The following is a 24,429-nucleotide window of genomic DNA, read 5'->3' as shown; positions in this document are numbered from 1 at the left end:
AAAGCGTAGAGCACAATAAGAACAAAATATTTTAATCCGTATTTAAGGCGTGGTAATATTTTCTTTCAGTTTCTGTAATTCAACATACGATTTAAACGGAGATGTTTATAATAAAATCAGAGGTGAAAAACATGAAGCAATTTTTATGGGGTAGTGCAACAGCTTCTTATCAATGTGAAGGAGCATGGCGGGAAGATGATAAACTGGAAAGCATGTGGGATCATTATTTGCATGAATTTCAATTAGAAAATGGTGATGTCGCCAGTGATTTTTATCATCGCTTTGATGAAGATTTAAAAATGGCAAAAGAAGGGGGACAAAATTCATTTCGTTTTTCTTTATCATGGCCAAGAATAATAAAGAATCCTCAAGGGGAAGTAAACGAGAAAGGCATCGCTTTCTATCGCTCGGTTTTAAAGGCGTGTCATCATTATGGACTTGTGCCTAATGTAACCATTTATCATTGGGACCTTCCGCAATATTTAGAAGCACAGGGAGGATGGCAGAATGAAGAAACCTGTCAGGCATTTCTTGACTATGCGAAAGTGTGCTTTGATTATTTTCATGACTTAGTCGATATATGGGTAACCTTTAATGAACCGCGCTGGTTTATTTTCAATGGATATTTTATTGGCAACTATCCGCCCGGCTGTCATGATGTCGATATGACCATCAAAGGAGCATTTCACGTCATGTATGCTTCGGCTTTAGCTGTCAAGGTATTTAAAGAAGGCAAGTATCCCGGTAAAATCGGCATTGTACACAGCTACACTCCGGTCAATGGCATTGATGAAACCGTTGAAACAAGAATAGCCATGCGTTATGCTGATAATTACTGCAATAACTGGGTATTGGATACTGCGGCTTTAGGCGAAATCCCGATTGATATGCTAGGTAAATTATCGAGCGAAGGACATGATCTTTCTTATATGACCCCCGATAAAATAGCGGTAATTAAACATCATACAGTGGATTTTATCGGATTAAATTATTATGCTCGAGCTTTAGTGAAACCATATACAACAGGCGAGACTACTTTAATAGTCAATAATAAAGGAAAAGAAGGAAAGGGGACCAGTAAAACCATTGTTAAAGGTTGGTTTGAACAAGTGTCTGATCCCAATACTAAAAAGACAGAATGGGATACGGAAATCTATCCTCAGGGACTTTATGAAGGCATTTTAAATGCCTGGCATAAATATCATTTACCTATCTATATTACGGAAAATGGAATAGGGGTTAGTGAGGATGTTACTGTAGAACAGGTGCAAGATCCATATCGTATCGAATTTATGAAAGAACATATTGAAGCTATTTTAAAAGCAAAAGAAGAAGGCGCAGATGTCAGAGGATATTATGCTTGGTCTGCTTTTGATTTATATTCATGGAAAAATGGCTGTGAGAAACGTTATGGGTTAGTCGCAATCGATTTTGAAGATCAGTTGAAAAGAAAGCCTAAAGCCTCTTATTACTGGTATAAGGACTTTATTTCTAAGCATTAGATATGGGATGTATCTAATGCTTTTTTCACATACTTTTTTGATATCTGATACACATTGTTTTCCTATATTAATAAAGGAAAGGAATGATGTAAATGCTATGGAGAGCAATGCTCAGTTTAAAAAAGAACAAAGGAAAAACAGCATTATTATTTGTCATTATGTTGGTAGTAGCGAATCTGGTTATTTCTGGTTTATCGATTCAAAGTGCTTCAGAAAAATCAATGAAACAGATTCGAGAGTCATTGGGGAGTGATGTTACCCTAAGTGTGAATATGATGAACATAATGCAAAATCGCCAAAAAGGAGAGGCGATGAATCAGGTGATGAGCCCTATCACAGAGGAAATGGCGGATCAGCTGAAAGATTTGAATTATGTAGCGAGTTATAACTATTCGATTTCAGGCAGTGTGAATAGTGAAGGGCTGACGGCTATTGAGACACAGACCAATACGCAGGTGCCAAACGGCATGAAAGAAGAATTTAAAGATGGTGCAACCCAAACGACTTTAGGTGATTTTTCCGTATCTGGCAATACAACGATGCAAAATCTGGAATCATTTGTTGATGGTTCTTATGAATTGACAGAAGGAAAGCTGTTGAGTGAGGCAGATGAAGGAAGTTCCTATGTTGTGATGAGTAAAACTTTAGCAGACGAAAATGATTTATCGATCGGGAGTAAAATCACAGTTTCGTCTGTAGATGGCAGTACGACAACAGAATTAGAGGTTGTCGGTATCTTTACAATTAACTCTAGTAATTCTATGGGGAATATGATGTTTAATCAACAAAATCCAATGAATATGCTTTATGTGAGTCTAGGGACAGCAAAAGCAATCACAAACAGTGAACATTTAACTTCAGCGGTCTATTATTTAGATGATCCCGAACATAAAGAGGCCTTTAAACAGGAAGCTGAAGCAAAAACAACAATTGATTGGGAAACATACAGTTTAGATGCAAATGATCAGATGTATGAACGCAATATCAGCACTTTAGAAAATATGGAATCCTTTGCCATGATTTTTGTTGTTGTGGTGGTAATAGCCGGAGGGAGCATCCTTTGTCTGATTTTAATCTTAACCATTAAAAACAGAACTTATGAAATTGGCGTTTTAGTATCATTAGGAGAAACAAAGTTAAATATTATAATCCAGCAATTCATTGAAATTGCGGTCATCGGTATTGTTGCGTTTACACTCTCATTAGGAAGCGGTAAACTAATAGCCAATGTCATCAGCGGTATGTTAGAAAGTGGAGCATCAAACAGCAATGTCACCATGCAGATGCCGCAAATGGGAATGGAGAGTCAAAACGGATCTTCGCAAATGCCTAATGAAAGAGGCGGACAAAAAGGAAATGCGTTTGAAAATGCATTTACAGCGCCGCAAAACAGTGAATTAGATGTTTCTTTAACGGCACCGGATGTATTAAAGTTAGCAGGTTTAACAACACTCATTTGTACTGCTGCAACATTGCTTCCGGCACTTTATATACTGAGATTATCACCAAGAGAAATTTTGGTTAGAAAGGAAGGCTAAATAATGGAAGAAATATTGCGATTTGAAGATTTGGATTACTATTATCAAGATGGGAATCAGCAAGTGGAAATATTAAAGAAAACCAGTCAATCCTTTGAAGCGGGGAAGATTTATGCAATTGTCGGGGCATCCGGTTCAGGTAAGACAACAAGTTTGGTATTAGCTGGTGGTTTGGATCAGCCTAAAGCTGGCAAAGTCTATTTTAAAGGAAAAGATATTCAGGAAATAGGACTGACGCATTATCGTCAACAGGATATTTCCATCGTTTTTCAATCTTATAATCTTATCTATTATATGAATGCTTATCAAAATGTATTAAATGCCCTAAATATTTCTAAGGTGAAGATGCAAAATAAAAGAGCGTATGCTTTACAAGTGCTTAACTCTTTAGGTTTAGATGCATCATTGAGTACAAGAGATATTCGCAAACTATCCGGCGGACAACAGCAGCGAGTTGCGATTGCAAGAGCGATTGCACGCGATGTTGACCTGATTCTAGCCGATGAACCGACCGGGAATCTGGATTCTAAAACCGTTAAAGAGATTATTCGTCTTTTTATTGACCTTGCTCATGAAAGAAATAAATGTATTATTCTAGTCACACATTCACAAGAGATTGCCAAAAAATGCGATGTGATTATACGGATTCATGAGGGAAAACTTATTCCTGTTAACTAACCGGTCTTTTGATCGGTTTTTAACTTACGGTTAATAAATAAGAAAATGATTAAACAACCGCTCCATTGTGAGCAAATCAGAACTTTGTTATGATTAAGGTACAAGGAATGGAGGTTCACTATGAAGATCAATGACATCATCAAAACACAGCGTAAGCAGTTATCCTTAACTCAAGAGCAGGTCGCTCAATATTTAGGGGTATCGATTGCGGCAGTCAGTAAGTGGGAAAGCGGACATACTTATCCTGATATTACTTTGCTGCCTCCGTTAGCTCGCTTATTGAAAGTAGATCTTAATACATTATTATCTTTTAATGAGACATTAACGGATCAGGAAATTACTCTATTTGTAAATGAACTTTCGCAAAAGATTGGCAATGTTCCATTTAATGATATTATGGAAGAGGCAAGACAGAAAATAAGAGAGTATCCGCAGTGTGATCGATTGATCTGTAATGTTGCGATGCTTTGTGACGGGGCTTTGGCAATGACTGCAGAAACAGATAAAACGATTTATCAAAAAGAAATCGATGCAATGTACGAACGTTTATTAAAAAGTGAGGATCTCATTATTCGTCATCAAGTATTAGCGATCTTAATCAATAAATATATCGCTGCCGGAGAATTAGAAAAGGCAGAAGCATTATTAAACGAAATCCCAGATCGCATTGTAGATAAGACAAGGATTCAGGCAAATCTGCTGATTCAAAAAAAGGACTATTTAAAAGCTGTAGAGATACTCGAAAAAAAGATGTTAGGCTATGCAGAAGGACTTAGGGATACACAGCTCTGTTTGCTAAAGGTAAAAAAAGAACTTAGAGAATGGGAAAGTATGGAACGAATAAAAGAGGTTTCCAAGCAAACGATCACATTATACGAATTATGGGAATATGGCTCAAGTTTAGTGGATATGCAGTATGGTATTTATAAGAAAGATGTGGCTTGTACGATTAAAGGCGTAAAAGGATTGCTTAGTGCATTGAAACATCCATGGTCGATTGATGGATCTTTGCTTTATCCTCATGTTGTAACGAAAAAAGAATCGGAGCTGCCACAACATTATTTGAAAATATTGGCAGACGAAATAAAACAAGAAGAGTCACTCAAATTCTTGCACGGCAATCAAGAATTTGAAGAACTTTTGAATCAAGATCAGTAAAACAGCTTTTTGTAGTAATCCTCAAAAGTTAAGCCCACTTTAGGAGACGATTACATTTTAGCTGTTTTTTAGTCTTTATGTCGGGCACTTTCTCATTGTATCAAAACATGTAAAGATGACGCATACTTTGACGAACGTAATTTAACATCATCTAAATGAGGCAATGCTATAATAGTTTGGGAGGTAAAAATATGGCAGAAACGTTAACAGTTGAAGTAAAAGATCCGGTAGGATTATATTTAACACCGGCAACGGTATTGGTCAATATTGCAAATAACTTTTATAGTGATGTAAAGATGATCTATGAGAAAAAGGAAGTTAACCTTAAAAGCATGATGGCTGTCATTTCCCTAGGCGTACCGACAAAAGCTATTTTGTCTATTCAAGCTAGCGGTGATGATGAATTAGCGGTTATTGCAGAAATGAAAAAGGCGATTACTTCTTCAGATATTGGTGTTATACTTCATTAAAAATACCCTTGTTTCCAAGGGTAAGTACATATTATTTATTTTTCATGTTGTGGTGTAAGTAAAAAATTTTTTATAATATCTAAAAAACATGGATTTTATTGGTTATTCTTCATTTTATCCATATTTTTAGGCTAATTATTGTTAATTTTACGGAAAATCCACGACTTTTATTTACGGTTGTACAGATAGTATACAAAGGCTATATGCGGTTTATAGATACTAATCCTTTCCTTTGGTAAAAATATGATTAGTATCTATTATCATCTCATTATCTAAAGAACCGCTATATCACATTAAAAACTGAATTACATTGGTATAAATTCTTTTTGTGATTTTAAAATCTTACATACTGAACAATCATTAGCACTTTTTATAATTTCATCTTTTTCTGTTTGATCTATATCTCCTAGAATCTCTATTTTATACGAAAATACAGTTTTCTCAGAATTAGAATTATCAAAATCTACACAAACAATTACTTTATCATAGCTTAAATTCTTTTTATCTAACAACTTTCGTACTGTTATATTCATACATGAGGCATAAGCACTTGCAAGTATATTCGTGGGTCTTTGATAGATTCCTCCTCTCCCATCTGCTTTCAATTTATACTCACCATCAACAATATCAGTTACATAATTGTTTTTTTCACTTGTAGCAATAATCATTTATTTTCTCCTTTTTTATAGTCCTTTTTCAGTTAAACTTCTTGCAACTTCATCTTTAATTGATATTCCTTCTTTTTCAAGTTCAGCAATTTTGGTTGTAAATTCTGGTAAATATTTTTTATGAGCAATTAATAACTCATCCATAATTCTCTTAGCTGAATCACCTGATGTGATTTGAAGGTTTAAAATAAAAGCCTACATAACATACCATAGTCACCTGTAACAGCAGCTTCTTCAACACAGAACTCCATATTTTCATACATTGAAGCCATCCTTTTTCAGCTGGTTGCAATTTTCCAAATGCGATTGTTTTAGCACCTGATGAACCAATGTAAGAAGAAATCTCTACTGCACAGTTGGCTGGCAAATCTGGAACCGTTCCATTGTTCTTTGTTGTAACAACAATATGTGATAACTTATTACCATAAATAGATGCAACCGTTTCACAGGCAGTATGGTGTGTCTCTCTACGCTTTGCTAAAAATAAATAATAGTTTTTAAAAACATTGTTCTACTCAATAGAACTATTGAATTGTGATTTGGCATATAGAATTGCACCAAGGAGATTAGCTTCATTATGGTATTTACACTGCTTAATTTTTGCTGTTAAAACAGAATGAAAACGACTAGGGAAAAGTCCATCATACTTCTTTTGAACATTTTGGATAAACCACTCTTCTTCTGAAATACCTCCACCAATACAGATAACCTCAGGATTATAGCAGAGTGTTAAAATATTTAAAACAAAGCATATATTTAATATCCACTTTTCCATCGCTTTTAATGCAGTTTCGTCATAATGCAAGTACTTCTCACAAATATCTTTCCCATATTTTTCTTTTTTAGGTGACATATGATTATATATTTCAATCAAAGCAGTCATTGATGCAAAATGCGACGCACTAATAATTTTTCCATCTTCAATATTAAATGGCAAACATGATAATTCTCCTGCTAAAGAATCATTTCCATTAATAATTCCATACTCATCACATAGGCATCCACCAATTCCAGTCCCTATGATCATAAATGCTGATGACTTTGTACCCTTTGCACTTCCTAATTTTAATTCACAAAAACCAGCCGCCTTTGCATCATTAATTGAATAAGTTTCTTTAACAAGTCTTTTCTTAATTTCTTGATTAATACAGGTCTGATACATGATTTTCGTATTGGGTGATGTTTCGGTTAAAACTTCTGATAATTGATTAATAACACCGGGAGCACTCACCCCAATTAAATCAATTTGTGAAGAATCAATATCACTACAGACATAATCATAGAAATCATCTGCGTTTGTAAAATGTTTAGTCTCTTTTTTCCATTTTTTAATTATATGTATGTTTTTATCAACAATTGCATATTTAATAAATGTTCCACCAATATCTATTCCTAAATAGTTCATAAGATTCTCCTTTTCTTTTTTCATATACTTTAGAATATTTAATCTTGTTATTTAAATTCTTTTCACATTAAACATTAAAAACACCAGAATAAAGAACATCAAATAAATACAACACACATAAATTAAAGCTAAATGAACCTAGATTCGTTTGCATTTTTTTCTTGTTGAAACATATAGACAATTTTTCTCCTATAAAATATATTTTCTATTTTCCAATTATTTTCTTTACTCTAATTAGGCTAATAAATACATTAATCTGTTTCACCCAAATACTTTTTTGTATGCTTTGTATTAACAGCATCACATATTCTTCTTAATCCTTCTATCAAAGTTGCTTTGGGACATGCCAGATTCAAGCGAATAAAACAATCAGAATTTTGTACAAACATATTTCCACCTTCTAATAAAACGCCTGCTTTATACGCAAAGAATAATGGCAAATGTTCATCAGGTTCAAAATATGCACTCAAATCTACCCATGCCAGATAAGTAGCCTCTGAAACATTAAATTTTGCTTTGGGAAGATGCTCTTTTAAATATTCTTGAGTCAATTTAAAATTGTTATCCAAATATTTTTGCAGTTCTTTTAACCATTCTTCGCCCTTTTCATATGCACTTTGTGCAGCAGCGATACTCAATGGATTGTCAAAATTATAGTGACGTTCTAACCACTTTTGTCTTAATTTTTTATCTCTGATTATAACGTTAGAAATCATTAATCCTGCCAAATTAAATGTTTTAGTTGGTGCCATACAGGTTATGAGCTGATTATATGAAGGCATCACTTTTCCTAATGGAACATGCTTTTGATTCTGGCGAATAAGATCACAGTGAATTTCATCAGATATAACCCATAATTGATATTTCTCAATAATATGAGCTAACTGTTTCAATTCTTCTTCTCTCCATACTCTTCCTGTTGGGTTATGAGGATTGCATAATATAAGTAATTTGGTTTTAACATCAGAAGCCTTCTTTTCAAAATCTTCGAAATCAATTTCATAATAGCCATCATGATTGATTAAATCACTGCACACACTTTCTCTATCATTAAAATCAGCAGCATATTTAAAATATGCATAAGATGGTGTTAAAAATAATACCTTCTCATCTATTTCACAGATATAATCAACCAATTCATATAATGCTGGGATTATTCCATTCGACATGACAAGCTCATCTCGATTAAATTCCCAATCATAACGCTTTTGACACCATGATACAAACGCATCATAATATTCCCTTGAAAATACCCTTGTATATCCAAAGATTCTATCTTTTAAACGCTTTTCAATTCCCTCTATTACAACATCAGGAGTTGCAAATTCCATATCTGCAACCCACATTCTAATAAATTCTTCATCTTTATAAGGAAACACCATTGTTTCATCTGCATGAAAAATGTAATCACGAAAGCCATCTGTATTCATCGCATTCGTATTTCTTCTGTCAATAATCTCATCAAAGTTGTACATATTTATATTCCCTCCTATTATTACAAACATAATTTGTATACAATCCAATTTTAACAAGTTATATTCTTAGCGTCAAAAAGTCAAAAGTTTCATGAGAGTAGAATTTTATTTCAGATATTGAATGATAATGGATTTTTAGTATCCTAAATGTTAAAATATATTGAAAGTATTAAATAATTTACATTATTATCAATTTGTGTATTTTAACGAAACTTTAGGAGAATAAAAATGACAGAAATTAGTCAAGAAATCGGAAGACGAATTCGAACTTTCAGAAAAATGAGAAAACTAACACTAGATGAATTAGCACTTATAATCTATAAAAGTAAATCAACAATATCGAAATATGAAAAAGGAGAAATATCAATAGATATTGAAACCTTGTATGACATAGCTGCTGCTCTATCAGTGAATATTGAACAATTACTTTATTACAAAAAGCAAGCATCAACTGCTACTTATGCCAAAAATGTTCCTTCTTTTTTTAGCCATATTACACAGTTTTATGCGTACATCTATGATGGTCGTAGTCATCAACTTATACGATGTGTCTTTGAGATTTTATTCAAGGCAGAATCGCAACAATTTAAAACTATGATGTATATGAATTTTAAAGATTATGAAACATATCAAAATTGTGAAAACACTTATTGGGGTTATATGGAACACTTTGATGCATTAACCAACATCATTTTGACAAATCAAGATTCTCCTATGGAAAAAGCAAGTATTCAGATCTTAGCACCTTATCTGGATACTGACACTAAGTGGGGATTATTCAATGGTTTTTCTTCAAGACCTATGATGCCTATCGCAACGAAAATACTTATTTCAAAAAAAAGATTAAATGAAGATGATGAACTTATTAATTCATTAAAAATATCTAAAGAAGATATTCGGTTACTTAAACTATATAACATGATGTCTGTAACATAAAACTTTTACCCATTAAGAGGACAGATAAATTTACCTGTCCTCTGCTACTATTAGTAATTCTTTAAGAATTACGCTACTAAATAAATTCTAACATCCGGATCTGATGCCCATAATGGCTTCAACCCTACAAAAACATCCTTCTGGAACATTTCACTTGTTAAATAAGCCTTTGCATGCTCTACACTGTCAAATCCATGCAATACTTGGACATCTTCGTCTCTTATCAATAAATCTTTTGTTAATGCTCCTTCAATAGTTTGCAAAAATGGTTCACGATAATCTGTGTAAACCTTTGCCGCAGCGGGTCTCTTGGTTTCCTCAATCTGCATTGTAATTTCTAGATAAGCTTTTACATTCATTGTTATTCCTCCTTCTTATCCAGTGCTATTATAAAAAACTGTTTATCAACATGGAATACGTTAATGAATTTATAAGTTACTATTAAATTTATTAGTGACTTGTTGTTCTATAGTAAGAATATTATAATAACAGTATAAGGAGGATAGCTTCATATGTATCAACATAAATTAGATAAGGACATTCGCTGTCCATTAGAGTATGGATTAGAAATATTTGGCGGAAAATGGAAATCAAGAATTATCTGTGTATTAGCAAAAAAGGATGTACTTAGGTATAGCCAACTGCGAAAAGAAATGGGCAATATCACTGATGCAGTTCTTGCTTCCATGCTTAAAGAATTAATTAGCAATAATATTGTCACTAGACAATCCTATGATCAAATACCACCACGAGTAGAATATTCACTAACTGATAAAGGAAAATCTGTTGTTCCAATATTACAAAATATTTGTAAATGGTCTGGAGTTTATCATCGTGAAGACAGTGATAATACTATGATTCAATGTAGGCAATGTGATTACAATAAATAATTAAAACCGGCTCATACTGAAGTGCACCCCATTAATTGGACAACAAATTAATGAAGGTGCATTTTATAATGGCGAAATTGACAAGAGAATAAAAAATTGAAATATATCATAGAAGGATGAATGGAGAAAGTTTATCCACATTAGTGAAGAAATTTAAAATTTGTAAAGCAAGAATTGAATATTTAATTAGATTCATAGATATCTTAAGAGTAGATAAAAATAATTATTATTCATCGACACTTAAAAAAGAAATTATAAATAAGGCACTCATTGATAATCGTTCCTCTATGTCTGTTGTTTTGGAATATGGTTTGTTATCAAAAATAAGATATGACACCAGAAGTTAAAAATGAAATTTCTTGAAAATAAAAATCAATATTTAGAAGCAGAGGTAGAATACTTAAAAAATTGTGAGCTGATGTTCAAGCAAGGAAGAATCAACAATCGAAGAAAAGGCAGCGATTGTTTTTGAATGACAGCGTCGTATTCTTCAATAAAAATTGATCCTTTTTTGATATTTTTCTAATTCTATTTTGGAAAGTTGCAGATACCACAGGCTTCACATATAAGTAAATTGTACGATTATAATTAAAACATACTCTTAAGTAATTACTTAATCATCTATTTATTACAACTGTACTTATGCAGCTCTTAGTTTTTCTGTTAAATACATATCAGCCTTTTCAAACCAGCATATTCTATTCTTCTTTGTACAGTCGAACGATTATTATCCAAATTAAATTCACTTTTTTAAAGCTAAAACTTCACTCATTCTTAAATTTATATATCTTCCTATGATAAGACCAATACATATGATTTATTTATAACCTTAGCTTTTTTGTTTTGTAATGATTGTATTTATTTTCTGTACTGCAACTATCAATTTATTCAAATCATCATTGATTGTTTGCTTATCAGGCAAGAGAATATTAGGTGCAAGATGGTCAATTATATACTTTGTACGAATTGTGTACTTAAATGTAACTGCAAATAGCTTTTTAATATTTTTAAAAGTAGGATAATTATACTCTTTGGAAAGCTAGTTAAAGTAATTTTTCATATTTTCAATTAGTGTTTTTTCAAAATCATTTTTAACATACTGTTTATGTGTCTTTCTGTAATAAAATTTTTTGTTATTACTTTTCTAAAAATAAAAAGCAGATATCATCTAAGAAACCTGCTTTCTTTTCATGGGAATTTATGGAAAATATCCATTTTTTTACGGAAAAATTCATGATTTATATGTATGACTGCCCCATGTTACATACGGTTAAAAATATTGATTTTATCGCACTTTTTGGGTTGTATACCTATTGTACATAGGTTGTATGAGACTTTACTTGTTTTTCATGATCGGCGTGTAGGCTTCCGGACGGCGGTCACGGAAAACACCCCAGCTTAGACGCATTTCCTTAATGGCATCTAAATCAAAGGTATGAATAAGAATTTCTTCTTGATCTCGATGACCACTTTCCACGATTTCACCGGTTTCATCGGTGATAAAAGAAGAACCGTAGAAAGTTAAACTGGATTCTTGATAATTGTTGTCTTTGCTTGGAAGCACTTTTTCCTCACCGATACGATTGCTGGCGATTAAAGGCATAACATTACTCGCCGCATGTCCTTGCATACAGCGACGCCAATGAGGCATACTGTCACAATCTAACACCGGTTCACTGCCAATTGCAGTAGGATAAAATAATAACTCTGCACCTAATAAAGCCATACACCTAGCTGATTCAGGAAACCATTGATCCCAACAGATTCCAACTCCGATATTTCCATATTTCGTCTGCCATACTTTAAAACCGGTATCTCCCGGAGTGAAATAGAATTTCTCTTGGTAAAAATGGTCATCGGGAATATGGGTTTTACGATAAATCCCCATCACTTCTCCGTTTGTATCTATCATGGCTACGGTATTAAATAGAGAATTACCGTCAATCTCATAAAAGCTAATAGGCAAAACAATATCCAATTCTTTTGCAATCGGTTTGAAGTGTTGGATAGCAGGATTGCTTTGAATTGTCGTCGCTAACTGATAATGATCATAATTTTTTTCCTGACAAAAATAAGGAGTCTCGAAAAGTTCAGGCAACAGAATAATTTGAGCTCCCTTTTTTGCGGCTTCACGAACAAGTTTTTCAGCCTTGGCAAGAGTTTCTTCTTTATTCCATGACATTGACATTTGAATACTTCCAACGGTTACTTTTCTCATTTATAGTCCTCCTTTAGGTATTTGCTGAGTAATACAATGAATATTTCCGCCGCCGATTAAGATATCACGTGCATAAATCTGGATCACTTGGCGATCCGGGAATAGTCGCTGTAACAGCGCTTTAGCCTCTTGATCCATAGGATCGTTGAATCCGGGCATGATAATCTGTTTATTTGCAATATAAAAATTTACATATGAGCCTGCCAATCGCTCCCCCGGGGAACGCGTAGGTTCAAAATTCATATGATCCAATCCGTCACATTCTTCCTGTGTGATGAAAATCGGAGAAGGCATTGGCATTTTATGAACAATAAGCTGTCTTCCTTTGGCATCGGTTTCCTTATCTAAAATGTCTAAACAGCTTTTTGACATTGCATATTGGGGATCATTCTTGTCCTCACACCAAGCTAGAACCACTTCTCCGGGCCTGATGTAAGCACAGATATTATCAACATGTTCATTTGTTTCATCATTATAAATTCCGGATTTTAACCAAATTACTTTTTCAACATTCAAATAATCTTTTAGTTTTTTTGTTATTTCTTCTTTTGTTAAAGCTGGATTACGACCTTTACTTAACAAACAAGCTTCGGTCACAATGGCGGTTCCTTCACCATCTACATGAATCGATCCGCCTTCTAACACAAAATCTTGAGCATCATAAATATCTTTATCTAAAAGATCACACATTTTTTTTGCCATTTGATTATCTTTATCCCAAGGAAAATAGAGACCGTCTTCAAGACCACCCCAGGCATTAAAATACCAATCGATCCCCCGAACTATTCCTTCTTTGTTTCTGACAAAAGTCGGGCCCACATCTCTTGCCCAAGCATCATCACTGCTCATTTCGACAACACGCACATAATCAGGCAACATTTCTCTGGCATTATGGTATTGCTTATGGCTGGCACACATAATTAATTTTTCAGTTTTTCCGATCGTACTTGCCACTTCAACAAAAACCTGACGTGCTCTAATTGCACCAAACTGCCATGAATCAGCACGCTCGGGCCAAATCATAAAACAACCATCATGCAGATCAAATTCTGCTGGCATATAAAAACCATCCTGTTTAGGGGTAGAGCTTAAAATTTTCATAGGCACCTCCATCTTTATTCCATTATAGAAAAACATGTTTGGCTTGTAAACATAAATTCATACTGAAATATTAAAAGGGCTTTCAATTTAAAATAAAGAGGTATAGAATAAAACTAAAAGATTGGAGGAAATAGAATGAATATAAAAATAGAAGAAGCTGCTAAGCATTTAAGTGAAGTGATTCAAATTAAAAGTTTATCTAGTCGTAATTATGAGGAAATTGATTTTGAGCCTTTTTTGAAAATACATCAATGGCTTAAAGAGACTTATCCGCTGATTCATCAGAGAGCAAAAGTAGAAGTAATTAATACCGGGGCGTTACTATATACATTTAAAGCAAAAGAATCAAAAAAATTGCCGCTTTTATTTATGGCACATATGGATGTTGTGCCAGTAGATGAAGAAACAGTCGATCAATGGAAATTTGATGCTTTTTCCGGAACGATTGAAAATCGTATTATTTATGGACGTGGAGCCAAAGATATGAAGAATCAAATGGTTGCGTTTTTTGAAGCTACAGAATTAGCTTTAAAAGATGGAAAAGAATTTGATTATGATCTGTATTTTTGTTTAGGGTATGATGAAGAAAACGGTGGCCGCAACGGAATGGCAAAGATTGTCGAACACTTAAAGCAAAATGGGATTAAAATCGGTACCGTCATTGATGAGGGGGGAACAATTAGTAATAATGTAATGGGTATTCCCGGGAATATTGCCTTAATCGGAGTCTGTGAAAAAGGGTTTGCCAACGTAAAAATAACCGCTCAAGGGATTGGCGGACACTCCTCAATGCCACCGATTCATACGGCTTTAGGTAAAGTTTGTAAGGCGGCTTCCTTGTTAGAAGAACAGCAAATGCCGATTATTGTGAGCGATGTTTTTAAAGAAATGATGAACACCCTAAAACCATTCCTGCCAGATGAAATCAGCAGTCATTTAGATGTTAATGATTCAAAGAAAGTAGAGGCTGTGGTAGCAAATATGGCTTCAGCCAATGCCCTTTTAAGAACAACCACAGCGGTAACGATGGCACTGGGATCACCGGCCCCCAATGTATTGCCCAGCATAGCATCTATTATGGTGAACTTCCGAATTATTCCGGGAGATTCGATTGACAGCTTAATCAATCATATAAGTGAAGTAATCGGAGATGATTTTGAATTAGAACTTCAGCAATGTTCAGAACCTTCTAAAATTTCAAAAATGGATGAAGAGTATCAACTTTTACAGCAGACAATTAAAGAGGTTTGCCCTGAACTAAAAGCAGCTGTCCCATTCGTTATGGTGGGAGCGACGGATTCAAAATACTTTGATGATATTTGTGATCATATTTATAAGTTCGGTCCTTTTAAATGCAGTGAGGAAGAATTAAAAACCATTCATGGTGTGAATGAATTCCTGCGTTTTGAGGATTTAGAATTGGGAATCCGCTTCTTTTATCAAATGCTTCAAAATTATGGGAAATAATATAAAGTAAATATAAAATGCACCTTAAAATTTAGGTAATGTCATGTTCTCTCTTTACTGGATAAACCAGGAGAAGGGGATAACACACCCAATGTAAAGGTGCTTTTATATTAACTGAGTATAATTCTTTTATAGGGGATGCTTTTGTGAAAAAATATAAACGAAGAGGTATTTATTAAGCTAAAACGTAATGTTAGGAAATAAATTTCACTGCTTTTATAAAAAGAGATAAATAAACTAAAAGAATTAGAAGGTAAAAATATTAAAGAAGCGGAGAGCAGAATTACTTTCTTGCATTAAAAAAGAAATGCTTAATTAGGCATTTCTTTTGAGTTATAGGATAGATGACTGTCATTTGCTGACATTATATCCAATATAACTAAACAATTAAAAGAACTAGAAAGTAATGTTAATAAATAAAATATAGGATTTCTATAAACAAATAATAAAACCAGTAAGACAACATACAGAGAAACAAAAATCATTAATTTTTTATTTATCTGTATTTTCCACTTATTATAAATGATCATCATTAAAGATAATGCTATCCACGTTATAAGCACACTAATAAAAGAAAGAGAAATATCAGTTGATATAGCATAGTGACCCATTATGAGCATTAGAATAATAAAGATTGCCTTTAATGCATTTATATATTTATATTTTTTATAAATACCTAAAAAGAATAAAATATTCAGGATATATAAGATGAGGTTGATATGGATATTCCATCTTATAACCAAAAAATTAATAAAGAAACAAAATGTAAAATATAAGAGTGTATTAAGCTCATTTTTTAACTGCCATTTCAAAGTCCTCTCTCCTCTCTTAAAGCTTTTTCACTCTAATTATAACATATTTTAAAGGCTGATTGTTTTGCTTTTAAATTGCCAGAGTCCTCATAATAGGGGGTAAACTTTTTAATATTAACAAATACAATCGATAAATATTTGATGATTAGAAAAAATAACCCATATACAGCATGATTAAAAGCTGCATAAGGGTTATTATTTATTGTAGTAAATATTATAAGTTAGACTAAAATGATAAATCTTCTCCGTTAGAAGCAATGACTTTTTTATACCAGTCAAAGGATCTTTTCTTACTGCGTTTTAAAGAACCATTTCCTTGATCGTCCATATCGACATAGATGAAACCATAGCGTTTTTTCATTTCTCCGGTTCCGGCAGAAACTAAATCAATACATCCCCAAGGGGTATAACCGATAAGATCTACACCGTCTTTTTCGACTGCAATTTTCATTTCGGCAATATGTTTTGCCATATAATCGATACGATAATCATCATTGATTGAACCGTCTTCTTCTACGACATCAATATTTCCCATTCCGTTTTCAACGATCCACAATGGTTTTTGATAACGGTCATAAAGTTCGTTCAGTACATAACGAAGTCCTTTTGGATCGATTGGCCATCCCCAAGGGGTTTCAGGTAAATAAGGATTAGAAGATGCTTGCTGTCCACCGGTGGTGACAGTAACTTCTGCTGTATGATCAAAAGCGGTCGTACGATAGTAAGAGAAAGCTAAGAACTCACTTGGATATTGTTTTAAGATCGCTTCATCTCCCGGCTCCATTTTTAATTCAAAACCATATTCTTCGTAGATGCCTTTAGCGTAAGCAGGATAGTAACCTCTCATCATGACATCGGCAAAAAGTAAAGCTCTTCTTCTGAAATCATAGGCACCGAATACATCTTCAGGCTGACATGTTTTTGGATAGATTCCACTTAATGCCAGCATACATCCGATTTTAAAGTCAGGATTAATGTCATGACCGACCTTATTTGAAAGACTGCTTGCAATCATTAAATGATGAATAGCCTGATATTTGCTTGCAGCTTCTTCTGGTTTAAATGAATTCGGTGTCACACTGCCTTCGATTTTAGTAGTATTGGCTGTTTTATTTGTAGTTCCCAATGTCCAATAACCGCCTAATACATTGATTTCATTCACGGTAATCCAATATTTGACTTTATTTTGATAACGTCTGTATAATGTTTCGCTGTAACGGACAAAAAGATCAATTAATTTACGGTTTGCCCATCCCCCATACGCATCAGCAAGGTGCTGAGGCATATCAAAATGTAAGATTGTCACTAATGGTTCAATACCATATTTCAAACATTCGTCAAAAACATCATCATAGAATTTTAAACCTTCTTCATTTGGTGTTTCGTCATCTCCGTTTGGAAAGATTCGTGTCCAAGAAATAGATAAACGATAACATTTGAATCCCATTTCCGCAAATAAAGCAATATCCTCTTTATAATGATGATAAAAATCCGTTGCTTGATGACTTGGGTAGTACACATCGTCTTTAATGATGCCTACTGCCCCTTCAGGAAGGGATGATCCCAATGTCGTTGATTCGATTTCACCTTCTTTTGTACGATAATAAATCTTACGTGGTTCTGTATGTGAACCGGCAGAGATCATATCAGAGATAGCTAATCCGCGCCCTCCTTCGTTATAACCTCCTTCATATTGATTGGCTGCGGTAGCTCCGCCCCATAAAAATCCTTTAGGAAATGCCATTTTTATATCCTCCTTCATAGTACAGGTTTATCATATCAAAATATCATGAAAGGAATGGTAATTTTCATAAAATGGAATCGGTTCTGATTTTGAAAAGATTTCTAGGGAGCAAGGTCTACCTATATTTTAAAAATCATGATATGATAAAATTACAAAAAGGGGAGTTTTGATGAAATACCAAATGAATAGACTGCGTGATATGATTAAAGTTCTTTATCCTTATCGCGTATATCGGAATCTAAAAAGAATATTTGCTTTATTGTCGCTTTTAATGTTTATTTTAATGATTGTCTTTTGTTTTATTGAACCGGAAGCCATCCGTTTTGAAGAAGCAACAGATTTACAATATGCCTATATGGATATTGACTTCATCAGTCAAGATCATTATCAGGGATACTATATTGTAGAAAAAGATGGATATTGCTATATATATCATCAAGCGGAAGATGGGCTTGATCAAGCACTCGTTTATCTGCAAAACGGGAAAAATCATACTGCCAAAGTCTATGGTGTGCCGGACAATGAGGTAAGTGATGATGTGTTAAAAGGGTTGATTCCTATCTTCAATCAGATTTATTCAGATCCGGTGGATACGATTGAGGAATTGGTTTATTATACCGGATATCAGTATTTAGATCATGATATGACGCCTAATGCTTATCAAATTGGTATCTGCATGGTATTTACCGTAGTCTTCTTTTTAGCGATATGGATCTTGAAGGCAGGAGAGATGATTTATACACGTCGTTTCAGTCCATATTTTGCCAATATTTGTTATCGTGGTGAAGAACAATCGGCACTTGAGGAGCTACAGCATCCGATTCATGCATTTTATCATCTGAAAGCTGTGCTGCTTCCTAATTATTTAGTGTGTAATCACCCGGTGCCATTTATGATTGCCTATGAAGATATTGTCATGATCTATGAGCGTCATGGTCTGTCTAAAGACACGCGATTAATAATTTACGATCGTGATTTAAAAAAGAAAACGATTCTTTCTGCCAGTAGTTTAAATTTTAAAAGTCATGAAGAAATGCGAATGTTACTTTCTTACATCTCAGAAAAATATCCAAATATTTTAGTAGGAGATACGAGAGAAAACATGTCAGTATTACTTCAAATGAAAAGCCTTAGCAAACAATAAAAACGTGGGTCATGATTTGTCCTTGTCTACTTGACAGGGATTATATCACGATTCACGTTTTTCATAAAAAATTAAGCAACAGTGTAAATACGAACTTCCGGCTCACTGCTCCATAATGGTTTTAAACTGACAAAAACATCATTTTGAAATAAGGGACTGCTTAAATAAGCTTGTGCATGTTCGATTGTATCAAATCCATGCAGTACTTGAACATCTTCATCTCTTATTAAAAGATCTTTTGTCATAGCTCCTTCGATTGTTTCAAGAAATGGCAACTTGTAATCTGAATAGATTTTTGCGGCATCACCACGTACAGCATTCTTTATTTTTATGGTAACTATATTACAGAATATCTGTCAATAAGCAGGTACCTACCATAAGGAAGAAAGCCGACAAAAATTAAAACAATGCCAAAAGTGTGACTATAAACGCTAAAATAGGGAAAGTATGTCTTTCCCTAACTGTTTATTTAATTTCTGATTGAGCGTAAATACCTTTTATTTCATCTTCAATTAAAGGATAGAATTCTTTGACTAATGTTTTATTCAACGTTTCATTATCCTTTTTATTTTTGTTTAAAGAGTAATAAAGATCATAGACAAAGGTCGATTTACCTAACATATATTGAACTTGGATGATGTAATCATCTAAATCATCTCTTGTATTCAATATCACAAATTCCGGATTCATCCGTTTAATATCCTCATGACGATATTGAATGGAAACCAATTCATAGCGATTAAATGTTACGGATTGTGAATGATCAACAAGCGGCATATCGGGCTGATCATTGAGCCAGTAAGTATATCCCAAAAACATCCAAGCTAAAGTAGCGGAAAGGGAATAGACATAGAAAACTCCAAAGTCAAAGAAGCCACCGATAAATTCACTTAAAAAGATCATGATGAATAATAGAATAATGAAATAGGCGCGCTTATTCTTATACTTATTTAAAATATCACGAGTTACAAATAAGGTTTTGATAAAGAACAGAAAGAAAACAGCAAAGCCAAATATTCCGGCAGTGACTAAAGTTTCTAAGAAAACGTTATGACTATGTAGGATTTGTTGACCATAGTTTGCAGAAGCCGCATTTTGAGCAACCAGCATTTTACGGAAGTTACCCGCACCGATGCCATGAAGTGGATCTTTTTGCCATACTTTTACTGAATCTTTAGCTAACGTGATACGTCCGCTTGTTACTTGGTCTGTTAATTGAATAATTTTAGGAATATTATGGATATTACCGCTCATCGTTAATTCGATGATCTCCTGAATACTTTGAAATTGAAATCTTCCTTCTTCTTTTACTGTCGCCCCCTGTAATTGAGGTATGATATAAGCTACTTTATTAATAATTGCCGTACCAAATAAAATAGCGGTACAAAGCACGATATTTAAAGTAATACGCTTAAGTTTTGAGAATTCCTTTGACCGAAAGAAGTAATAATAAATAACGGCAGTCGAAACGACAGCAAGAATCAGTATAGCTGCTCGGCACTGTGTTAATATAATGTAGCCTAATTGAATCCCGATATTGGCTATATATAATATGCGAAAACGATATTGGTTGCTGATGGCAATTAGTGAAAGCAGGACAGTAATCACCGCTAAGAAAGATGCCGGATTACAGTTAAAATAAATTCCGAATAAACGTGTTCCCACTAACCCTAAGTACCAGCCATTACGTGAGGATGATATGTTAAGGAAGTACATCCCTAATGAAATAAGGGAAGCAGTTCCGACTAATACAGAGACAAAGGGAATGATTAGTTTTAATTCTTTTTTCAGCTTCTTTAATGACATGGATCTAGGCTGTGCAAAGATCAATAAAAAGATAAACATCTGCATGATTGCAATAATATAAGAAGTTTTATCTGAAAAAGCGTTGTTGTAGTAGGTAGCAATGCATAATAATGCTCCATATAAAAAGATAAGGATCAAATGATTTTTAGAATAGATGACTTCCTTTTTAAATAAATCGTACAATAATACAATCGTGCCGTAAATAAAGACAACGATATAGAGTGGATTTGTTTGAATACCAAAGTACCCCAGTGCTAATGTATTAATAAATACATAGAATATAAAAAGTAATTTAAAGTTAGTTCTGTTTATAAGTTTCTCAAACATGATTTCCCTCCCCCGATGTCCTTATTATATAATAAATTTATGTAATGAAAATGTTTTTCTGTATTTAAAATCCCACAGGCATAAAACCCGTGGGATTATTTCTATTATTTAGATAAATCTTCTCCGTTAGAAGCAATGACTTTTTTATACCAGTCAAATGATTTTTTCTTAGAACGTTTTAATGTTCCTTTTCCTTCATCATCCATATCCACATAGATAAATCCGTAGCGTTTTCTCATTTCACCTGTTCCGGCTGAAACTAAATCGATACATCCCCAAGGGGTATATCCCATTAAATCAACTCCGTCGATTTCAACCGCTTTTTTCATTTCTTCGATATGAGCGGCTAAGTAATCGATACGATAATCATCATTGATTGAACCATCTTCTTCCACAGTATCAATAGCACCTAAACCATTTTCTACAACGAATAAAGGTAATTCATAACGGTCATATAATTCATTTAAAGCAATTCTTAATCCAACCGGATCAATTTGCCATCCCCAATCATTTGCTTTCAAGTGTGGGTTCTTCACATTGCGTCTTTGGTTACCGTCTGTTGTTTCCGCATCTGTACGAGTTGTGGTAATTCCTGAACTGTAATAGCTGAATCCAATGAAGTCAACAGTACCGTCTAATAAAATTTCATCATCAAATTCTTCTTTTTTAATCACAACACCATTTCTTTCAAATTCTTTTAATTTGTAGTTTGGATAATATCCGCGGCATTGTACATCACAGAAGAATTGTTTTACATGCATTTCTTCAATGTTTTTCATATAGTTATCTGGATTGCAGTCTTCCGGATAGCTTGTACCATAAGCAATCATCATTCCCACTGAGTTATGTGGATCAATCACATGTCCCAGTAATACAGTTTTAGCACTTGCCACAAAAACATGGTGTAATGCCTGGTAACGAGTTTGGTCATCATAAGTTTTTGTTCCTAATGTATTCCAAGCACGCATAAAGTTAATTTCATTGAATGTTTTCCATAATGTCACTAATCCTTTGTAACGTGTAAAACATACCCTTGCGAAGTTTACGAAATAATCAACAACACGACGATCTAGCCATCCATCCATTTCATCAGCTAAATACATTGGCATATCAAAATGATTTAAAGTAACTAAAGGTTCAATATCATATTTTCTTAATTCTTTAAATACATCTTCATAGAATTTTACGCCTTCTTCATTTGGTTCTTTTTCATCTCCTCTAGGAAATAATCTAGACCAAGCAATAGACATTCTGAAAGTTTTAAATCCCATTTCCGCAAATAATGCAATATCTTCTTTCCAATGATGATAGAAATCAGTTGCCACATGGCTTGGATAATATTGATCTGGGTCAACATATCCGGTTGCTCCTTTTCCTAACTCTTGATCACGGGTGACATATTTAATTTCCCCGTCAGCTGTTTTAAAAGATATTTTTCTTGGAACGGTATGACTTCCGCCAGTAATAGCGTCTAAAGTTGAAAGTCCTTTACCTCCATCTAAATATCCACCTTCATATTGATTAGCAGCAGTAGCGCCACCCCATAAAAATCCTTCTGGAAATCCCATAATTTAATTCCTCCTCATTATTCTTATCATAACAGTTTTTAAAACGGTTTCTTGATTTTTTCATTTTGTGGAATAAAAATATAATGACAGTATAAGCATGACTTATCCTATAAATTATATTGATGATTGGATTACTGCTTTTTTCTTTATAAGAAGAAAATAAGAAAACCCCATAAGTTATTCATTTAAACTATATGGGGTTTAGGATAAATAATGTCTTTTAATAGGGCATGCAAACGATTTCGTGTATTTGTGTGTTTAAAATATTGGAAGCATATTCAGGGGTGATGACACAAACAGCATCGGCTCCGCTTCCACTTCCTCCTATACATACGACAGGTTTGCCATATTTAATTTTTCCGGCATCATTTGCCATGATTGCAATTTCAACGCAAACTTTAACGCCGCGGGAAATCATTCGTAATGTATCTGCCATGATTTCAGTTGGGTAGACTCCCTGATGAACCTTGCTTAATCCACGCTCTGCACCGCTTAATACATGTGCAGCAGTCACCACCTCAATATTCATCTCTTTTAATTCCTGGCGTGTAATCTCCTGCATCACATTTTTTCCGGCAATACGAGAACCGTAAGCATGAGTAACGGTAATAATTTTACCTTTAAATTCTGTTTGACGGGCAGTCAATGCAGTTTTCATTGCAGTATCCCCAGAAGATGTCGCCACAACAATATCTGTATTGAGTTCAATGGCTTTAGCGATCGCTAACTCTAAGGCTTCTGTTGTGTTGACAGGTCCTTCTTTTTCAAATACTCTCATATTATTTTCCTCCTTAACACAGCTTCTAATTTTATTGTACTCGAGTGTTAAGAAAGAGTACAGCTTTTATATTTAAAATGGAAGTAGGTTTAAATGTTCCAGTAATATTTTTAATCCCATTAAGATTAATATGATTCCTCCTGCTAATTCTGCTTTAGCTTTAAATTTTTCACCAAAAATATTTCCGATTTTAACGCCGACCATTGATAAAACAAATGTTGTAATACCAATGAAAGAAACTGCCGGTACAATATCAACACTTAAAAAGGCAAAGGTTACGCCAACAGCTAATGCATCGATACTGGTTGCAATGGCAAGCAGCAGCATCGTTTTCATATCTAATGAATCATTGCATGATCCTTCTTCATCGTCACCTAAGGATTCTTTAATCATATTGATCCCAATCGCGGCAAGCAAAACAAAAGCAATCCAATGATCAATGCTTGTGATGTAATCTTTGAATTGAACGCCTAAAGCATAACCTAAAATAGGCATTCCGGCTTGGAAAATTCCAAAATAAAGTCCAATGATAAGATATTTCTTTACGGAAACTTTCTGCATGGATAACCCTTTACAGATTGATACTGCAAAAGCATCCATTGATAATCCAATTGCTAGTATGAATAATTCAATTAAACTCATAAATTTCTCCTTTGATATGGGAATAAAAAAGACTTCCCTGTATAGAAAAACTATACAGAAAAGTCTCGTTATTTAAAGCAAAACCAGATCCTATGATCATTA

General features: G+C 33.8%; 24 protein-coding genes. 10 read left to right on the top strand and 14 right to left on the bottom strand.

All coding sequences use genetic code 11. From position 1 onward, the window contains the following. The first annotated feature begins 131 nt into the window (after positions 1-131). The 5 genes from BN1225_RS12950 to BN1225_RS12930 all read left to right on the top strand — a co-directional run bounded on the left by BN1225_RS12950 (position 132) and on the right by BN1225_RS12930 (position 5,346). Positions 132-1,502 (top strand): glycoside hydrolase family 1 protein, encoded by a 1,371-nt coding sequence (locus BN1225_RS12950; RefSeq protein ID WP_041140204.1) that lies wholly within the window; start codon positions 132-134, stop codon positions 1,500-1,502. Positions 1,503-1,609: 107 nt separating this feature from the next. Then, positions 1,610-3,040, top strand: coding sequence for an ABC transporter permease (locus BN1225_RS12945; protein WP_197066567.1), 1,431 nt, complete (start codon positions 1,610-1,612; stop codon positions 3,038-3,040). 3 nt (positions 3,041-3,043) lie between these two features. After that, positions 3,044-3,718: an ABC transporter ATP-binding protein gene (locus BN1225_RS12940; protein WP_041140202.1), complete on the top strand. Its 675-nt coding sequence runs from the start codon at positions 3,044-3,046 to the stop codon at positions 3,716-3,718. A 120-nt stretch (positions 3,719-3,838) separates the two neighbouring features. Further along, positions 3,839-4,876, top strand: a complete 1,038-nt coding sequence (locus BN1225_RS12935) for a helix-turn-helix domain-containing protein (protein WP_041140201.1) — start codon at positions 3,839-3,841, stop codon at positions 4,874-4,876. Between the two features lie 191 nt (positions 4,877-5,067). After that, entirely contained in the window at positions 5,068-5,346 is a 279-nt protein-coding gene (locus BN1225_RS12930; protein ID WP_041140200.1) for an HPr family phosphocarrier protein, read from the top strand. Between the two features lie 305 nt (positions 5,347-5,651). Here the strand turns inward: BN1225_RS12930 and BN1225_RS12925 are convergent, their stop codons facing one another. The 5 genes from BN1225_RS12925 to BN1225_RS12915 all read right to left on the bottom strand — a co-directional run bounded on the left by BN1225_RS12925 (position 5,652) and on the right by BN1225_RS12915 (position 8,894). After that, positions 5,652-6,014 carry an OsmC family protein gene (locus BN1225_RS12925; RefSeq protein ID WP_041140199.1) on the bottom strand — a complete coding sequence of 121 codons (363 nt, stop codon included), beginning with the start codon at positions 6,012-6,014 and terminating at the stop codon, positions 5,652-5,654. 15 nt (positions 6,015-6,029) lie between these two features. Continuing rightward, positions 6,030-6,158, bottom strand: a complete 129-nt coding sequence (locus tag BN1225_RS15065; RefSeq protein WP_278247272.1) for a hypothetical protein — start codon at positions 6,156-6,158, stop codon at positions 6,030-6,032. A 16-nt stretch (positions 6,159-6,174) separates the two neighbouring features. Continuing rightward, a complete protein-coding gene (locus tag BN1225_RS15135; RefSeq protein ID WP_197066574.1) occupies positions 6,175-6,444 on the bottom strand; it encodes a family 4 glycosyl hydrolase in 270 nt (89 codons plus the stop codon). A gap of 81 nt (positions 6,445-6,525) precedes the next feature. Further along, entirely contained in the window at positions 6,526-7,419 is an 894-nt protein-coding gene (locus BN1225_RS12920; RefSeq protein WP_041140198.1) for an ROK family protein, read from the bottom strand. A 251-nt stretch (positions 7,420-7,670) separates the two neighbouring features. Then, a complete protein-coding gene (locus BN1225_RS12915; RefSeq protein WP_041140197.1) occupies positions 7,671-8,894 on the bottom strand; it encodes a MalY/PatB family protein in 1,224 nt (407 codons plus the stop codon). Between the two features lie 228 nt (positions 8,895-9,122). Here BN1225_RS12915 and BN1225_RS12910 point away from each other — a divergent pair, with 228 nt between their 5' ends. Continuing rightward, complete coding sequence (locus tag BN1225_RS12910) at positions 9,123-9,830, top strand: helix-turn-helix domain-containing protein (RefSeq protein WP_041140196.1); 708 nt, start codon at positions 9,123-9,125, stop codon at positions 9,828-9,830. A gap of 68 nt (positions 9,831-9,898) precedes the next feature. Here the strand turns inward: BN1225_RS12910 and BN1225_RS12905 are convergent, their stop codons facing one another. Then, on the bottom strand, positions 9,899-10,189 hold the full coding sequence (locus BN1225_RS12905) for a hypothetical protein (RefSeq protein ID WP_041140195.1): 291 nt from the start codon (positions 10,187-10,189) through the stop codon (positions 9,899-9,901). 153 nt (positions 10,190-10,342) lie between these two features. Here BN1225_RS12905 and BN1225_RS12900 point away from each other — a divergent pair, with 153 nt between their 5' ends. Then, positions 10,343-10,720: a winged helix-turn-helix transcriptional regulator gene (locus tag BN1225_RS12900; RefSeq protein ID WP_041140194.1), complete on the top strand. Its 378-nt coding sequence runs from the start codon at positions 10,343-10,345 to the stop codon at positions 10,718-10,720. A 349-nt stretch (positions 10,721-11,069) separates the two neighbouring features. Continuing rightward, positions 11,070-11,192, top strand: coding sequence for a hypothetical protein (locus tag BN1225_RS15060; RefSeq protein WP_278247271.1), 123 nt, complete (start codon positions 11,070-11,072; stop codon positions 11,190-11,192). Between the two features lie 864 nt (positions 11,193-12,056). On the opposite strand, the gene aguB is transcribed toward BN1225_RS15060, so the two are convergent. Together aguB and aguA are read right to left on the bottom strand one after the other, a co-directional pair. Further along, positions 12,057-12,938, bottom strand: a complete 882-nt coding sequence (aguB, locus tag BN1225_RS12890) for an N-carbamoylputrescine amidase (RefSeq protein ID WP_041140193.1) — start codon at positions 12,936-12,938, stop codon at positions 12,057-12,059. Continuing rightward, a complete protein-coding gene (aguA, locus tag BN1225_RS12885) occupies positions 12,939-14,039 on the bottom strand; it encodes an agmatine deiminase (RefSeq protein WP_041140192.1) in 1,101 nt (366 codons plus the stop codon). A 135-nt stretch (positions 14,040-14,174) separates the two neighbouring features. Between aguA and BN1225_RS12880 the strand changes: the two genes are divergently transcribed. Continuing rightward, positions 14,175-15,506: a M20/M25/M40 family metallo-hydrolase gene (locus tag BN1225_RS12880; RefSeq protein WP_041140191.1), complete on the top strand. Its 1,332-nt coding sequence runs from the start codon at positions 14,175-14,177 to the stop codon at positions 15,504-15,506. A gap of 1,038 nt (positions 15,507-16,544) precedes the next feature. Here BN1225_RS12880 and BN1225_RS12870 read toward each other — a convergent pair. After that, entirely contained in the window at positions 16,545-18,062 is a 1,518-nt protein-coding gene (locus tag BN1225_RS12870) for a family 1 glycosylhydrolase (protein WP_041140189.1), read from the bottom strand. A 169-nt stretch (positions 18,063-18,231) separates the two neighbouring features. On the opposite strand from BN1225_RS12870, the gene BN1225_RS12865 reads away from it, so the two are divergent. Next, a complete protein-coding gene (locus BN1225_RS12865) occupies positions 18,232-19,206 on the top strand; it encodes a hypothetical protein (protein ID WP_041140188.1) in 975 nt (324 codons plus the stop codon). Between the two features lie 71 nt (positions 19,207-19,277). Here BN1225_RS12865 and BN1225_RS12860 read toward each other — a convergent pair whose 3' ends face one another. The 5 genes from BN1225_RS12860 to BN1225_RS12840 form a co-directional block, all read right to left on the bottom strand. Beyond that, the gene (locus BN1225_RS12860) at positions 19,278-19,481 is read right to left on the bottom strand and encodes a hypothetical protein (protein ID WP_317621645.1); all 204 of its coding nucleotides are present in this window, start codon (positions 19,479-19,481) and stop codon (positions 19,278-19,280) included. Between the two features lie 190 nt (positions 19,482-19,671). Beyond that, a complete protein-coding gene (locus BN1225_RS12855) occupies positions 19,672-21,339 on the bottom strand; it encodes an O-antigen ligase family protein (protein ID WP_041140186.1) in 1,668 nt (555 codons plus the stop codon). A gap of 104 nt (positions 21,340-21,443) precedes the next feature. Beyond that, the gene (locus tag BN1225_RS12850) at positions 21,444-22,907 is read right to left on the bottom strand and encodes a 6-phospho-beta-glucosidase (protein ID WP_041140185.1); all 1,464 of its coding nucleotides are present in this window, start codon (positions 22,905-22,907) and stop codon (positions 21,444-21,446) included. Between the two features lie 220 nt (positions 22,908-23,127). Beyond that, positions 23,128-23,685, bottom strand: coding sequence for a pyruvate kinase alpha/beta domain-containing protein (locus BN1225_RS12845; protein ID WP_041140184.1), 558 nt, complete (start codon positions 23,683-23,685; stop codon positions 23,128-23,130). Between the two features lie 72 nt (positions 23,686-23,757). Beyond that, positions 23,758-24,327 (bottom strand): manganese efflux pump MntP, encoded by a 570-nt coding sequence (locus BN1225_RS12840; RefSeq protein WP_041140183.1) that lies wholly within the window; start codon positions 24,325-24,327, stop codon positions 23,758-23,760. Between the last annotated feature and the right edge of the window lie 102 nt (positions 24,328-24,429).

This window comes from Beduini massiliensis (assembly GCF_000829905.1).
Taxonomy (GTDB): domain Bacteria; phylum Bacillota_I; class Bacilli_A; order Erysipelotrichales; family Coprobacillaceae; genus Beduini; species Beduini massiliensis.
Note: the sequence above shows the minus strand (reverse complement) of the source record. Positions and strands in the feature narration are given on the sequence as shown.